The organism is Curtobacterium sp. PhB128 (assembly GCF_004340725.1).
Taxonomy (GTDB): domain Bacteria; phylum Actinomycetota; class Actinomycetes; order Actinomycetales; family Microbacteriaceae; genus Curtobacterium.
The window spans coordinates 1-13,786 of sequence record NZ_SLUR01000011.1; the positions used below are offsets into that span (position 1 = coordinate 1).

At 70.1% G+C, this 13,786-nt stretch carries 14 protein-coding genes; 7 read left to right on the forward strand and 7 right to left on the reverse strand.

Features of this window, described 5'->3' with window-relative positions; all coding sequences use genetic code 11:
• Positions 1 to 115 precede the first annotated feature (115 nt).
• A complete protein-coding gene (locus tag EDF23_RS16320; RefSeq protein ID WP_131922371.1) occupies positions 116 to 1,075 on the reverse strand; it encodes a diacylglycerol kinase family protein in 960 nt (319 codons plus the stop codon).
• A 186-nt stretch (positions 1,076 to 1,261) separates the two neighbouring features.
• On the opposite strand from EDF23_RS16320, the gene EDF23_RS19340 reads away from it, so the two are divergent.
• From EDF23_RS19340 to EDF23_RS19505, 5 genes are all read left to right on the forward strand, one after another.
• Positions 1,262 to 2,527 (forward strand): ice-binding family protein, encoded by a 1,266-nt coding sequence (locus EDF23_RS19340; RefSeq protein ID WP_207895523.1) that lies wholly within the window; start codon positions 1,262 to 1,264, stop codon positions 2,525 to 2,527.
• A gap of 10 nt (positions 2,528 to 2,537) precedes the next feature.
• Entirely contained in the window at positions 2,538 to 3,470 is a 933-nt protein-coding gene (locus tag EDF23_RS16330) for an NADP-dependent oxidoreductase (protein ID WP_131922373.1), read from the forward strand.
• A 132-nt stretch (positions 3,471 to 3,602) separates the two neighbouring features.
• Positions 3,603 to 4,127, forward strand: coding sequence for a DUF805 domain-containing protein (locus EDF23_RS16335; RefSeq protein ID WP_131922375.1), 525 nt, complete (start codon positions 3,603 to 3,605; stop codon positions 4,125 to 4,127).
• 70 nt (positions 4,128 to 4,197) lie between these two features.
• The gene (locus tag EDF23_RS16340) at positions 4,198 to 4,776 is read left to right on the forward strand and encodes a DUF805 domain-containing protein (protein WP_111086632.1); all 579 of its coding nucleotides are present in this window, start codon (positions 4,198 to 4,200) and stop codon (positions 4,774 to 4,776) included.
• Positions 4,773 to 5,540 carry a DUF805 domain-containing protein gene (locus EDF23_RS19505; protein WP_207895524.1) on the forward strand — a complete coding sequence of 256 codons (768 nt, stop codon included), beginning with the start codon at positions 4,773 to 4,775 and terminating at the stop codon, positions 5,538 to 5,540. The genes EDF23_RS16340 and EDF23_RS19505 overlap by 4 nt, the downstream gene beginning before the upstream one ends.
• 70 nt (positions 5,541 to 5,610) lie before the next feature.
• Here the strand turns inward: EDF23_RS19505 and EDF23_RS16350 are convergent, their stop codons facing one another.
• From EDF23_RS16350 to EDF23_RS16375, 6 genes are all read right to left on the reverse strand, one after another.
• Positions 5,611 to 6,255, reverse strand: a complete 645-nt coding sequence (locus tag EDF23_RS16350; protein ID WP_111086631.1) for a TNT domain-containing protein — start codon at positions 6,253 to 6,255, stop codon at positions 5,611 to 5,613.
• A 52-nt stretch (positions 6,256 to 6,307) separates the two neighbouring features.
• On the reverse strand, positions 6,308 to 7,078 hold the full coding sequence (locus EDF23_RS16355; RefSeq protein WP_123292177.1) for a succinate dehydrogenase iron-sulfur subunit: 771 nt from the start codon (positions 7,076 to 7,078) through the stop codon (positions 6,308 to 6,310).
• 1 nt (position 7,079) lies between these two features.
• Positions 7,080 to 8,873: a succinate dehydrogenase flavoprotein subunit gene (sdhA, locus tag EDF23_RS16360; RefSeq protein WP_131922377.1), complete on the reverse strand. Its 1,794-nt coding sequence runs from the start codon at positions 8,871 to 8,873 to the stop codon at positions 7,080 to 7,082.
• Between the two features lie 49 nt (positions 8,874 to 8,922).
• Positions 8,923 to 9,369: a succinate dehydrogenase, hydrophobic membrane anchor protein gene (gene sdhD, locus EDF23_RS16365; protein WP_111086628.1), complete on the reverse strand. Its 447-nt coding sequence runs from the start codon at positions 9,367 to 9,369 to the stop codon at positions 8,923 to 8,925.
• 11 nt (positions 9,370 to 9,380) lie between these two features.
• Positions 9,381 to 9,830 carry a succinate dehydrogenase, cytochrome b556 subunit gene (sdhC, locus tag EDF23_RS16370; RefSeq protein ID WP_123292180.1) on the reverse strand — a complete coding sequence of 150 codons (450 nt, stop codon included), beginning with the start codon at positions 9,828 to 9,830 and terminating at the stop codon, positions 9,381 to 9,383.
• Between the two features lie 78 nt (positions 9,831 to 9,908).
• Positions 9,909 to 11,144 (reverse strand): glycosyltransferase family 1 protein, encoded by a 1,236-nt coding sequence (locus EDF23_RS16375; RefSeq protein WP_235035928.1) that lies wholly within the window; start codon positions 11,142 to 11,144, stop codon positions 9,909 to 9,911.
• 187 nt (positions 11,145 to 11,331) lie between these two features.
• Here EDF23_RS16375 and EDF23_RS16380 point away from each other — a divergent pair, with 187 nt between their 5' ends.
• Positions 11,332 to 12,447, forward strand: coding sequence for a mannose-1-phosphate guanylyltransferase (locus EDF23_RS16380; RefSeq protein WP_123672266.1), 1,116 nt, complete (start codon positions 11,332 to 11,334; stop codon positions 12,445 to 12,447).
• 198 nt (positions 12,448 to 12,645) lie between these two features.
• The gene (locus tag EDF23_RS16385) at positions 12,646 to 13,710 is read left to right on the forward strand and encodes a BMP family ABC transporter substrate-binding protein (protein WP_123292183.1); all 1,065 of its coding nucleotides are present in this window, start codon (positions 12,646 to 12,648) and stop codon (positions 13,708 to 13,710) included.
• The last annotated feature ends 76 nt before the right edge of the window (positions 13,711 to 13,786 follow it).

The window sequence follows — 13,786 nt, forward strand, 5'->3', positions numbered from 1 at the left end:
AGGGCATGAGCCCGGTTCAATACCGAGCTCACGCCCTCGCGGCCTAATCTGACTTCACGGTCCAACAAACCGGGACCAGTTCACAGCTGGCACCGGGCCTCCCGTCTTCACGTGGTCACCGCGACGGCCCCACCCGGATGGTGAGCCCGCCGTGGTCCACCGTCAGCCGCACCGCCACCACGGTGCCGAAGGGGTCGCCGTCGAGCTGGACCTGCTCGGGCTGGTCCAGCTCGAGGTCGAGGACCCGTGCGCTCGTGTACCGCAGCGTCCGGGTGGCCGGGATGAGCCACGACAGGAAGCGACCGAACCCGGTCCGGTGGAAGAAGCGGTTCAGCGACAGGCCGTAGCCGACGCCGGCCCAGCCGACCGTCCGACCGGGGCGGAACGCGACCGCGTCGAGCACCCCGTCGTCCGGCTTCGCGGCGGGCAGCAGCAGGACGCCGGCGGTCAGGGTGCCGCAGTTCCCGACGATGACGGTGTGCGCCCGCATCGTCCGGGTGTCACCGTCGTCGAGGCGGTACCGCAGGTCGATCTGCCGGTTGCCGATGACGGACCGCATGATCGGGTCGGAGTACGCGAGCCACCCGAACCGCTTCTTGAGGCGCGCGTTGGTGTTGGCCGCCATGTTCGCGTCGAGGCCGATGCCCGCCATCACCAGGAAAGCGTGGCGCGTCGTCGTGCCCTGCTGGTCGGTGAGCTCGGCGAACGCGAGGTCGACCGGCCGATCGGTCCCACTGAAGGCGGCTCGGACCGAGCCGGCGACGTCGTTCAGCGGGATGCGCAGGTTCCGGGCGTACAGGTTCCCGGTCCCCACGGGGAGGACGGCGAGGGGCACGCCGGAGCCGTGCAGCACCTCGGCTGCGACGCGCAGCGTGCCGTCGCCGCCGACGACGAGGACGACGTCCGGCGCGGTGGCGAGTGCGTCGACCGCAGCGGCACGGCCGTCGTCGGACGCCGCGGTCTCGAACCAGGTCGTGGGAGCCCAGCCGCTCCGATCCTCCTCTGCCGCGACGGTGTTGCGGAGCACCCGCAGGTCGACCTTGGACGGGTTGACGACGATCGCGGCGCGCGGCATGTGAGGACGATACCGAACAGCCGTCGTGGTCCGGATCGGACCGATCCTGTCCGCCATCGGCCGATCCGGGCGAATCTGGGAGTCAGGACCTCGGAACACATGCGATCCGGACACACTCGGGACACGGTGAACGCCGGGTGTCTCCGATGCCCGATCGGCTCTTCGCCATCTCAGGCAGGGGCCTCCGTGGCCAGAACGCCCATCCTCCGTCCGCTCATCGTCGTCAGCACCGGGATCGGGTTGGCCGCAGCGCTCGCCCTCGGCGCCTCCTCGGCCGCGTCCGCCGCCACCATCATCGACGGCCCCGTCGGTCTCGGGACCGCAGCGAGCTACGGCGTCCTCGGCGCGCAGACCGTGACGAACACCGGGCCGACCGTGGTCAACGGTGACCTCGGCGTCTCGCCCGGTACCTCGATCACCGGCTTCGGCGGCACCGGCAACGGGACCGTGAACGGCACCGTGCACCAGACCGACGCGGCGGCCGCGCAGGCCCAGTCGGACACCACGACCGCCTACGACGTGGCCGCTTCGCTGACGCCGACGCAGACCGGCCTCCAGGAGCTCAACGGGCTCAGCCTCAGCCCGGGCGTCTACAACGGCGACACGCTGCAGCTCGCGAACACCGGCCAGCTCACCCTGGCCGGCAGCGCGGACTCCGTCTGGGTGTTCCAGGCCGCGTCGACCCTGACCATCGGGTCCGGCACGAGGATCGTCATCACCGGTGGCGCGAGTTCGTGCAACGTGTTCTGGCAGGTCGGCAGCTCCGCGACCATCGGCAGCGCCGCCCAGTTCCAGGGCACCGTCCTCGCCGACCAGTCCGTGACCGCCACGACGGGTGCGACGGTCGTGGGCCGACTGCTCGCCCGGAACGCAGCGGTGACGCTCGACGACAACACCATCACCCGGCCGACGAACTGCCCGGCTGCGGGGACGCCGTCCGAGAGCGTCGCACCGACGATCACCTCGGGCACCCCGACCGACGCGACCGCCGGCACGCCGTACTCGTTCCCCGTCACCGCGACGGGCAACCCGGCACCGACGTACTCCGATGGAGGGACCCTGCCGCCCGGACTCACGATCAACCCGGACACGGGCGTCATCTCCGGCACGCCGACCACGCCCGGCACCACGACGGTGACGATCACGGTCGACAACGGCACGGCACCGCCGGACACCGAGACCTACGTGGTGACCGTCGGTGCGCCGGCACCGACGCCCACGGCGACGCCGACTGCTTCGGCTCCCGTGCCCACCGCTCCCACGTCGACAGCACCCGCGGTCCCGGTGGTCGGTGGAGGCGACAACGGCGGCGGTACGACCGAGCTGGCCTTCACCGGCAGCGACCCGACGATCCCGCTCGCCGCGGCAGGCGCGATGCTGCTCGGCGGCATCGCCGTGATGGTGCTCCGTGCACGGACCCTCCGCGCACGCCGCCGGCGGATCGGGGCGTAGCGTCGGCCGCATGACGAAGCACTGGGTGGCACCGCGGTTCGGCGGCAGCGAGGTCCTCGAGTTCGTGGACACCGAGGTCGCCGCACCCGGACCCGGTGAGGTCACCATCGCGGTCCGCGCCGCCGGCATGAACCCCGCCGACACGAAGCACACGCGGCAAGGCGACCCGGCCGACCTGCCGGTGCCCGTCGGCTACGAGGTCGCCGGCGTGCTCACTGCGGTCGGACCGGACACCACCATCGCGTCCGGCGGGGGAGCGGTCGGCGACGAGGTCCTGGCGTTCCGGGTCGCCGGCGGTTGGACGTCGTCCCTCACCGTCCCGGCTGCGGACGTCTTCGCGAAGCCCGTCGGGCTCGGCTTCCCCGAGGCGGCGAACCTGTTGCTCGCGGGCACCACCGCAGCCGACATGCTGCGCGTCACCCGTGCCGCGGGCCGCGACACCGTGCTGGTGCACGGTGCCTCCGGAGCAGTCGGCGTCAGCCTGCTGCAGCAGCTCCGCCTGCTCGGAACGCGCGTCATCGGCACCGCCTCCGAGCGGGGTGCGGACGTCGTGCGACGCTTCGGCGGCGAGTGGGTCGCGTACGGCGACGGCCTGGAGGCACGGGTCCGGTCGCTCGCACCCTCCGGCATCGACGTGGCACTGGACTGCGTGGGCACCGACGAGGCCGTCGACGTCTCGCTCGCGGTGGTCGCGGACCGCGACCGGATCGTCACCATCGCCGCGCAGGCGCGCGCCGCCGAGGCGGGGTTCGCCGCCGTCGGTGGGGCGCAGCCCGCGAGCAAGGCGTTCCGCGACTCGGTGCGGCAGCGACTGATCGACCTGGCCGGGGCCGGACAGCTCGAGGTCCCGGTGGCGCGGACGTTCCCGCTCGCCGAGGCGAAGGCGGCCGCGGAGCTGCTGGAGTCCGGGCACCCCGGCGGCAAGCTCGCGCTGGTGCCCTGAGTCGGTCGGAGCGCCGGTCGGAGCGCTGTGGGAGCGCAGTCGCTGCGCTGTCCTCCGCTGGGGGGACGCGTCCTGCCGCCGCCGCTGCCAGACTCGACGGTGATCGCAGTCGGCCTCGGAAGGAACGAACCAGTGAGTGACCAGTACCCGCCGCAGAACCCGTACGGCCAGCGGCCCGGACCGTACGGCCAGCAGCCCGGACCGTACGGACAGCAGCCCGGACCGTACGGCCAGCAGCCGACCGGCCCGCGCCAGCCCCCGCTGTGGGCGCCCTGGTACGGGATCCCGTTCGTGCAGGCGTTCCCGCGGTTCTGGAAGAAGTACGTCCGGTTCGACGGCCGCGCAAGCCAGTCGGAGTTCTGGTTCTGGGCCCTCTGGTACGTCATCGGCTCGGCGGCCACCGGCATCGTCGGCGGGTTCTTCAACGTGCTGCCGTTCTTCGACGACGCGTCGAACGGGTTGAGCGGGCTCTGGGCCCTGGCCTGCGCTCTCGGCTTCATCGCCCTGACGGTGCGACGACTGCACGACGTGAACCTGAGCGGGTACTTCGCCTTCCTCTTCATCATCCCGCCGCTCGGCGTCCTGTTCTCGCTCATCGTCGGTCTGATGGGCTCGAACCCGCAGGGGCAGCGGTACGACGAACCCCACCGCGGGTAGCGAGCGACGGCCGCGCGACGGTTCTGGTTGACTCGGACCCGACTACCAGCCAACGATCGAGGGGGACACCGTGAGTGACCAGTACCCGCAGAACCCGTCCGGCCAGCAGCCGGGCGGCCAGCCGAACCCGTACAACGGAACGCCGCAGTACGGCCAGCAGCCGGCGACCGGCCCGAACGGCGAGCCGCCGATCTGGGCCCCCTGGTACGGGATCTCCTTCGGCAAGGCCGTCGGACGCTTCTTCAAGAAGTACGCGACCTTCAGCGGCCGCGCGAGCCGCAGCGAGTTCTGGTGGTGGTACCTGGCGAACGCGATCGTCGGCATCGTCCTCGGCATCCTGTACGGCATCGGCATCGCCACGTCGGAGCGTTCGACGGTGTCGATGTCGACCGCGACCTCGGCGAGCGTGCAGTCGACCGTCACCAGCCCGTCAGCGCTCTTCGTGATCGCCGGCATCCTGATCGGGCTCTGGGGTCTCGCGATCATCATCCCGACGCTCGCCCTCGGCTGGCGACGCCTGCACGACGCGAACCTGCCCGGTGCCCTGTGGATCATCGCGATCTTCGTCGGCATCGTCGGCATCGTGTTCGGCCTGCTGCCCTCGAACCCGCAGGGCGAGCGCTACGACCGACCGACCGGCGCTCGATGAGCAACGACACACCGCAGTGGGGCCAGCCCGGCGGCGACCAGCCGTCGGGGCAGCCTGACCCTGGGCAGCAGCAGCCGGGGTACGGGCAGCAGCCTGGTGCCTACGGGCAGCAGCCCGGACCCTACGGACAGCAGCCTGGTCCGTACGGTCAGCAGCCCCAGTACGGCCAGCAGCCTGCCCAGTACGGCCAGCAGCCTGCCCAGTACGGCCAGCAGCCTGCCCAGTACGGCCAGCAGCCCGGGTACGGCCAGCAGTACGCCGACCCGTACCCGCAGGCCGGTCCGCCGATCCCGGTCGGGCCCGACGGAGCTCCACCGCTGTGGGCACCCTTCTACGGTGCCGGCTTCCTCGACGCCTTCACGCGCTTCTTCAAGAAATACGCCCGGTTCGACGGGCGCGCCAGCCGCAGTGAGTACTGGTACTGGATCCTGGCGAACGCGATCGTGACCCTCGTTCTGTACGGCGGGTTCATCGCCGGCATCATCTCGTGGAGCGTCTCGGCCTCGACCACCGACGAGTACGGCTACACCCAGACCGAGGGTGCACCCCCGGCGTGGATCTTCATCCTGCTCGTCCTGTACGGCCTCTGGTGGCTCGCGACCCTCATCCCGAACATCGCACTGGGGTGGCGCCGCGTGCACGACGCGAACCTCGCCGGTCCGCTCTGGCTCATCGGGATGTTCGTCGGCATCGCCGCGATCGTGTTCGGCTGCCTGCCGCCGAACCCGGCTGGTGCGCAGTACGACCGCCCGGACCAGGCGTAGCAACACTGAACGGCAATCGGCCCGCACTGCGCGAAAGCGCGGTGCGGGCCGACTTTCGTCGTGCGGGGTGTCAGACCACGCGGAGTCGAGCCAGTGCACCATCGACGACGAGGTCGCGCACGGTGACCGTGGGGTCGGCGATCTGGAAGCGGAGCGCGCCACCCGGTTGCTCGAACCACGGCTGCACGAAGCGGACGTTCACCATGAACGGACGCTCGACCAGGTAGCGGTGGGTCTCCGGGACGCCGGCGACGTGCGGCGGCAGCGACCGGCTCGGCAGCGGAGTGTCGAGCGGGTGCAGCAGGTAGCCGTCCGGACCACCGATGCGGTCGACGGGGACGCCCGCGGGGATCTGGATGGTCAACCCCTGTTCTCCGGCCTGCGACACCTGCTGCGCCAGCTGCGGGTACGTCGACGCCGCACGGTCACGGAGCCCGTCGAGCTCGTGCCGGGCGATGTCGCGCGGAGCCGGGAACGGCCGGTTCAGGAACCGACGGAGCATCTCGACCGCGTCCTCCTCACCGCGCGCGGTGGCGAGGCGACGAGCCGTGCCGTAGTCGACGACCTCGAGCGCGAACTCGTCGGACGCCTCGGCCGGGACAACGCGGAGCGCACCCTCGACCGGCGGCTCGTGCAGGGTCTCTCCGGGGAGCTGCACGTAGCGGATCGTGTAGCCGAGCTGGTCGAGGATGGGGCGGGTGGCCGCGAACGTCATGGAGCGGAGCCTATCGGTGGAGTCGATGTCGAGTCTTGGACGACCCCGAGTGTCAGGCGCGGCCCCGCATGACGGCCTGCTTGACCTCGGAGATCGCCTTCGTCACCTGGATGCCACGGGGGCAGGCGTCGGTGCAGTTGAAGGTGGTCCGGCAGCGCCAGACCCCTTCCTTGTCGTTGAGGATGTCGAGGCGGACCTCGGCGGCGTCGTCACGCGAGTCGAAGATGAAGCGGTGCGCGTTCACGATCGCGGCCGGGCCGAAGTACTGCCCGTCGGTCCAGAACACCGGGCACGACGAGGTGCACGCAGCGCAGAGGATGCACTTCGTGGTGTCGTCGAAGCGTGCGCGGTCGGCCACCGACTGGATGCGCTCCTTGCCCGGGGTGGGCGCCGTCTTCGGCTGCAGGAACGGCTGGACCTCGCGGAAGGACTTGAAGAAGGGCTCCATGTCGACGACGAGGTCCTTCTCGAGCGGCAGGCCCTTGATCGCCTCGACGTAGATCGGCTTCGAGACGTCGAGGTCCTTGATCAGGGTCTTGCACGCCAGCCGGTTCCGGCCGTTGATGCGCATCGCGTCCGAGCCGCAGACCCCGTGGGCGCAGGAACGTCGGAACGTCAGGGAGCCGTCTTGGTCCCACTTGATCTTGTGCAGGGCGTCGAGGATGCGGTCGGTCGGCAGCATCATGACGTCGAAGTCCTGCCAGCGCGGCTCGTCGTCGACGTCCGGGTCGAAGCGCCGGATGATGAGCGTGACGGAGAAGGACCCGGGAGGCGCGTCGGTGGTGTCGGTCCGGGGTGCGTCGGAGACCAGGGTGTCGGTCATCTCAGTACTTCCTCTCCATCGGCTGGTACCGGGTCACGACGACCGGCTTCCAGTCCAGCGTGATGTGGTCGTCGGCGAGTGACGAGTGCGGGTCGCCCGTCAGGTACGCCATCGTGTGCTGCATGTAGTTCTCGTCGTCGCGCTTCGGGTAGTCGTCGCGCATGTGGCCGCCGCGGCTCTCCTTGCGGTTGCGGGCCGAGTAGACGACCACCTCGGCCAGGTCGAGCAGGAACCCGAGCTCGACGGCCTCGAGCAGGTCGGTGTTGAACCGCTTGCCCTTGTCCTGCACGGAGACCTGCATGAAGCGGTTCCGGAGCGTGTGGATGGTCTCGGTGACGCGGGCGAGGGACTCGTCGGTGCGGAACACCTGGGCGTTCTTGTCCATCTCGTCCTGCAGCTCCTTGCGCAGGACGGCGATGCGCTCGGTGCCGGTCGAGGCGCGCAGCTGGTCGAGCATCGCCCGGACGCCGGCAGCGGGGTCTTCGGGCAGCGGGAGGAACTCGGCGGTCTTGACCCACTCGGCGGCGTTGTTGCCCGAGCGCTTGCCGAAGACGTTGATGTCGAGGAGCGAGTTCGTGCCGAGACGGTTCGAGCCGTGCACCGAGACACAGGCGCACTCGCCGGCGGCGTAGAGGCCGGGGACGACGGTGGTGTTGTCGTAGAGCACCTGCGCGTCGGTGTTCGTCGGGATGCCACCCATCGCGTAGTGCGCGGTCGGCATCACCGGCACCGGCTCGACGACGGGGTCGACGCCGAGGTAGGTGCGGGCGAACTCCGTGATGTCCGGGAGCTTGGTCTCGAGGACCTCGGCACCGAGGTGCGTGCAGTCGAGCAGGACGTAGTCCTTGTTCGGGCCGGCACCGCGGCCCTCGGCCACCTCTTGCACCATGCACCGGGCGACGATGTCGCGTGGGGCGAGGTCCTTGATGGTGGGGGCGTAGCGCTCCATGAAGCGTTCACCGGAGGCGTTGCGCAGGATCGCACCCTCGCCACGAGCACCCTCGGTCAACAGGATGCCGAGGCCCGCGAGGCCGGTCGGGTGGAACTGGAAGAACTCCATGTCCTCGAGCGGCAGACCGGTGCGCCACACGATGCCGACGCCGTCGCCGGTCAGGGTGTGCGCGTTCGAGGTGGTCTTGTACATCTTGCCGAAGCCACCGGTCGCGAAGATCATCGCCTTGGCGTGGAAGACGTGCAGCTCACCCGTGGCGAGCTCGAACGCGACGACGCCGGCCGGCTGCTGGCGCGTGACGCCGTCCTCGCCCACGACGTCGACCATGATGAGGTCGAGCGCGTAGAACTCGTTGTAGAACTCGACGCCGAGCTTGACGCAGTTCTGGAACAGCGTCTGCAGGATCATGTGGCCCGTGCGGTCGGCCGCGTAGCAGGCGCGACGGACCGGTGCCTTGCCGTGGTCGCGGGTGTGGCCGCCGAAGCGACGCTGGTCGATCTTGCCCTCGGGCGTGCGGTTGAACGGCAGGCCCATGTTCTCGAGGTCGATGACGGCGTCGATGGCTTCCTTCGCCAGGATCTCGGCGGCGTCCTGGTCGACCAGGTAGTCGCCGCCCTTGATCGTGTCGAAGGTGTGCCACTCCCACGAGTCCTCTTCGACGTTCGCGAGGGCCGCGGCCATCCCGCCCTGCGCCGCACCGGTGTGCGAGCGGGTCGGGTAGAGCTTCGAGATGACGGCCGTCTTCGCCTTCGGGCCGGCCTCGATCGCGGCACGCATGCCCGCGCCTCCTGCGCCGATGATGACGATCTCGAACTGGTGGTGGTGCACGGTGGTCTCGGTCACAGGGGTCTTTCCGTAGACGGTGGGAAGGCGGTCGGCAGCGGGGATAGTGCTACTGCGCCGGGCAGAAGGAGGGCAGGTCCGCGGCGGCTGCGCCGGCGGGGCACGGGTCGAACGTCCAGCAGACGAGCAGGCCGAGGACGATCAACACGACGCACGCGATGAGGATCGCGGCGAGGAGGGTCTTCCGGATGCCCGGCTTCGACACGTAGTCGTTGACGATCGTGCGCATGCCGTTCGAGCCGTGGATGAGCGCGAGGACGAGCATGAGGGAGTCCCACACCTGCCAGAACGGGTTCGCCCACTTGCCGGCGACGAAGGCGAAGTCGATCTGCTTGACACCCTCGCCAGCCACCATGTTGACGAAGAGGTGGCCGAAGATCAGCACGACGAGCAGGACGCCCGAGCCGCGCATGTAGATCCAGCCCCACTTCTCCCAGTTGGTGGAGCGGCGGGCGGCCGAGGCGGAACGGGGAGGTTCGACGATCTGCGTGGTCATCAGGTGCCCCTCTAGTTGAAGTCCGCGAAGAGGTTCATGAGCTGGCGGGGCAGGAAGCCCGCGATCGCGATCGCCCACAGGACGATGACGACCCAGAACATGGCCCGCTGGTACTTCGGCCCCTTGGACCAGAAGTCGACGAGGATGATCCGGAGCCCGTTGAACGCGTGGAACACGATGGCCATCACCAGGGCGATCTCGCCGAGGTTCATGATCGGGGTCTTGTACGTGCCGATGACCGCGTTGTACGCCTCGGGCGAGAGGCGCACGAGTGCCGTGTCGAGGATGTGCACGAGCAGGAAGAAGTAGATCGCGACACCGGTGATCCGGTGCAGGACCCACGACCACATGCCGGTCGACCCGCGGTACAGCGTGCCCTCGAGTTTCCGAGAGGCGCGGGGCGCCTCGATCGTGACTTCGGGGACGGCGGTCGCCGTACCGCCGCCGGTGGGCTCAGCCATGAGCTCGTCCTTCCATAGGACGGGCTCGCCCGATCGGCGAGCCCTTGCCGTTCGTGTTCGTGTGGAACACGTCCCATCCTATGCGCGGGTGCTGACCTTCTCGTCCCGACCGGCCCGCAGGCCCCGACCCACGGGCGGCGCGCCGATGTTCCTGGCCGTGTCGTGGTGCCCCAGGAGCTGGTCGCCGACGGCCTCCCACGTGGTGCCCTCGACCCGGAGACGGCCCGCCGATCCCATCCGTTCCGCGAGTGCGCGGTCGTGGTGGAGCCGCAGGACCGCCTGTCGCAGGGCCTGTGGTGCGTCGGTGTCGTAGAGCTCGCCGTCGAGTCCGGGGGCGACGAGGTCGAGCGGACCACCCGACGCCGGCGCGATCACCGGCAGCCCCGAGGCGTGCGCTTCCTGGAGGGTCTGCCCGAAGGTCTCGGCCGGACCGGTGTGCACGAAGAGGTCGAGCGAGGCGTACGCGTCGGCGAGGGCGTCGCCGCGCAACGGTCCGGTGAAGGTGACGTCGAGGTGCCGCAGTCGCCGTTCGAGCAGCGCGCGGGACGGTCCACCGCCGGCCACGACGACGCGGATGCCGGGGATCCCGCCGAGCTCGGCGAGCCGTTCGACCTCCTTCTCCGGGGCCAGCCGTCCGACGTAGCCGACGATCGTCTCGCCGTGCGGCGCGATCCGGCGTCGGAGCGCTCGGACGTGGGCGGACTCCCGTCGGGCCGGGTGGAAGAGCTCGGTGTCGACCCCGCGCCCCCACCGTGCGACGCGGGGGACGCCGTCCTCGGCGAGCATCGCGGCGGTCGCGCTCGACGGCGCGAGCGTCAGCGAGGCGCCGGCGTGGATGCGGCCGAGGATCCTGCGGACCAACGGGACGGTCGCCGTCAACCCGTTGCGGCGGGCGAAACCGGCCACGTCGGTCTGGAAGACGGCGACGGAGGGGATGCCGAGCCTCCCGGCTGCCGTGATCGCGCGCCCACCCAACAGGAACGGACTCGCGGCGTGGAGCACGTCGGCGCCGGAGGCGGCGAGGATCGTGTCGAGGACGGGGTGGGGGAGTGCGACGGGGAACTGCCGGTACGCGACGGCGGGGATCCGGTGCACGTCGAAGGAACGGTAGCGCTCGACACTGCTGCGGGACCGGAACTGCGCGAGTCCCGGGGTGTCCGGTGCGATCACGACCGCGCGGTGGCCACGGCGTTCCAGGTGGTCGAGGACCGCCAGGACGCTGGTGGTCACGCCGTTGAGGGTGGGCAGGAAGCTCTCGGTCACGACGGCGACGGTCCGGGGGGACGTGCCGCGCTCCACGCTGCGTGCGCTCATGGTGCTGCCCATGCTCCGGGCGTCACGTGACCCCGCGGGGCCGACGACGTGAACGGGGCGGAGGCGACGGGTGAACAACGCGACGCCGTCGCCGCGCGCACGCCGACGATGCCCTGCGGGAGCCCGCATGCGGGAATCGTGCGGAGACCACCCAGGATCCGCGCGGCAGGACCGGTACGGTGAGCGCGTGGCTGACGCTCTCGAAGACTTCTACGCGATCATCCCCGCAGGGGGCATCGGATCGCGCCTGTGGCCGCTGTCGCGCGCGGACGCACCCAAGTTCCTGCACGACCTGACCGGGTCCGGCACCTCGCTGCTCCGGCAGACCTGGGACCGGCTCGCCCCGCTCGCGGGCGAGCAGCGGATCATGGTCGTGACCGGACGGGCGCACCGCGTCGCAGTCGAGTCGCAACTGCCGGGGGTCGAGGACCACAACGTGGTGCTCGAGAGCGAACCGAAGGACTCCACGGCGGCCATCGGCCTCGCCGCGGCGATCCTGGTGCGCCGCGAACCCGACGTCGTCATCGGCTCCTTCGCCGCCGACCACGTCATCGGTGACGCCCGCGGCTTCCGCCGTTCGGTGCGCGAGGCCGTCGCCGTCGCCCGTGCCGGGTACATCACCACCATCGGCATCACGCCGACCGAGCCCGCGATCGGCTTCGGGTACATCCACGCGCACGGCGACACCCTGGACATCGAGGGCGCACCGACCGCGCACGCCGTCCGGTCGTTCGTCGAGAAGCCCGACCTGGACACCGCACGCTCGTACGTCGAACAGGGCACCTACCTGTGGAACGCGGGCATGTTCATCGCCCGCGCTGACGTGCTGCTCGAGGAGATCGGCCGGAACAACCCGACGCTGCTGGCCGGCATCAACGAGCTCGCGGACGCCTGGGACACCTCGGCCCGCGGCGCGGTCGTCGACGCGGTGTGGCCCACGCTCGAGAAGATCGCGATCGACTACACGGTCGCCGAGCCGGCCGCCGCGGCGGGCCGCATGGCGGTCGTCCCCGGCGACTTCGACTGGGACGACGTCGGCGACTTCGCCTCGCTCGCCAAGCTGCAGTCCGGCGGTCGCCCGAACAACCTCGCCGTCCTCGGCGACGGCGCCCGGATCCTCGCCGACTCGTCGAGCGGCATCGTGATCTCGCACAGCCAGCGGCTCATCTCGCTCATCGGGGTCGAGGACATCGTCGTCGTGGACACCCCCGACGCGCTGCTCGTGACGACCAGCGCGAACGCGCAGCGGGTCAAGGGCGTCGTGGATGCGCTCAAGATCAGCGGCCGCGGCGACGTCCTGTAGCGCTCCACCGACAAACCCCTCAAACTGGGGGTCCGGGCGTGACCCCGCGTTACGGGCGCGTTTCGGCGCGGTCGCGATCCCGTAACTGATCCGTCCGGTGCTCAGAACGGGTCCTGTACCGGCCGGGCGGTCGTGTACTGTCGCCACGATCGCCCGGAACGCACGTGGTCCGGGCACGCTCCCCGGAGGAACCCACCCGTGACATCTCGTACCCGACGCGTCGTCCTCAGCGGCTTCGCGCTCCTCGGCACCGCCGCCGTCCTCGCAGGCTGCGCCTCGGCGCCGTCCGACACGACGACCGCCAAGAAGACCGACTTCCGCCCCTGCATGGTCTCCGACGCCGGTGGCTTCGACGACAAGTCGTTCAACCAGCTCGGCTACGAGGGCATGAAGGACGCCGCCAAGGACCTCGGTGCCACCTACAAGGAAGCCGAGTCGAAGGACGCCACCGTCTACGACTCGAACATCCAGCAGCTCATCGGCCAGAACTGCAACCTCGTCGTGACCGTCGGCTTCAACCTCGCCGACGCCACGAAGAAGCAGGCCGCGGCGAACCCCGACACCGACTTCGCGATCATCGACGACAGCTCGATCGACGCGAAGAACGTCAAGCCGATCACGTTCGACACCTCGCAGGCCGCGTTCCTCGCCGGCTACGCAGCGGCGTCCTACTCGAAGACCGGCGTCGTCGGCACCTTCGGCGGCATGCAGATCCCGACCGTCACCATCTTCATGGACGGCTTCGCGGACGGCGTGAAGTACTACAACGAGCAGAAGGACAAGGACGTCCAGGTCAAGGGCTGGAACGTCGACACCGGCAAGGGCTCCTTCACCGGTGGCTTCGAGGCCGGCACGCAGGCCAAGTCGGTCGCGCAGACGCTCCTCGACCAGGACGCCGACGTGATCCTGCCCGTCGGCGGTCCGATCTACCAGTCGGCTGCCGAGGCCATCAAGGACGCCGACAACGGCTCCGTCCTGATCGGTGCGGACAGCGACCTCTACGAGGCCGACCCGCGCTACAAGGACATCGCCTTCACCTCGGTCGAGAAGGGCATGCGCCCGGCCGTGAAGGACGTCGTCGAGCAGGCGGCCGACAAGAAGTTCTCGAAGACCCCGTACGTGGGCACGCTCGAGAACGAGGGCGTCGGCATCGCGCCGTTCCACGACTACGAGTCCAAGGTCGACAAGGGCCTGCAGGGCGAACTGGACGACATCAAGGCCGGCATCATCGACGGCTCGATCAAGGTCAAGACCCAGTCCTGACCCGACGAACGCGGGCGAGGGGCTTCCCTCGCCCGCGTTCTCGTGCGCCCGAGCGGTGCACGCGATACCGTGCGCC

Coding starts and splice junctions, on each gene's coding strand:
- EDF23_RS16320 (WP_131922371.1), bottom strand. CDS start 1,075: ATGCCGCGCGCCGCGATCGTCGTCAACCCGTCCAAGGTCGACCTGCGG.
- EDF23_RS16330 (WP_131922373.1), top strand. CDS start 2,538: ATGACGAAGCACTGGGTGGCACCGCGGTTCGGCGGCAGCGAGGTCCTC.
- EDF23_RS19505 (WP_207895524.1), top strand. CDS start 4,773: ATGAGCAACGACACACCGCAGTGGGGCCAGCCCGGCGGCGACCAGCCG.
- EDF23_RS16350 (WP_111086631.1), bottom strand. CDS start 6,255: ATGACGTTCGCGGCCACCCGCCCCATCCTCGACCAGCTCGGCTACACG.
- EDF23_RS16355 (WP_123292177.1), bottom strand. CDS start 7,078: ATGACCGACACCCTGGTCTCCGACGCACCCCGGACCGACACCACCGAC.
- sdhD (WP_111086628.1), bottom strand. CDS start 9,369: ATGACCACGCAGATCGTCGAACCTCCCCGTTCCGCCTCGGCCGCCCGC.
- sdhC (WP_123292180.1), bottom strand. CDS start 9,830: ATGGCTGAGCCCACCGGCGGCGGTACGGCGACCGCCGTCCCCGAAGTC.
- EDF23_RS16375 (WP_235035928.1), bottom strand. CDS start 11,144: ATGAGCGCACGCAGCGTGGAGCGCGGCACGTCCCCCCGGACCGTCGCC.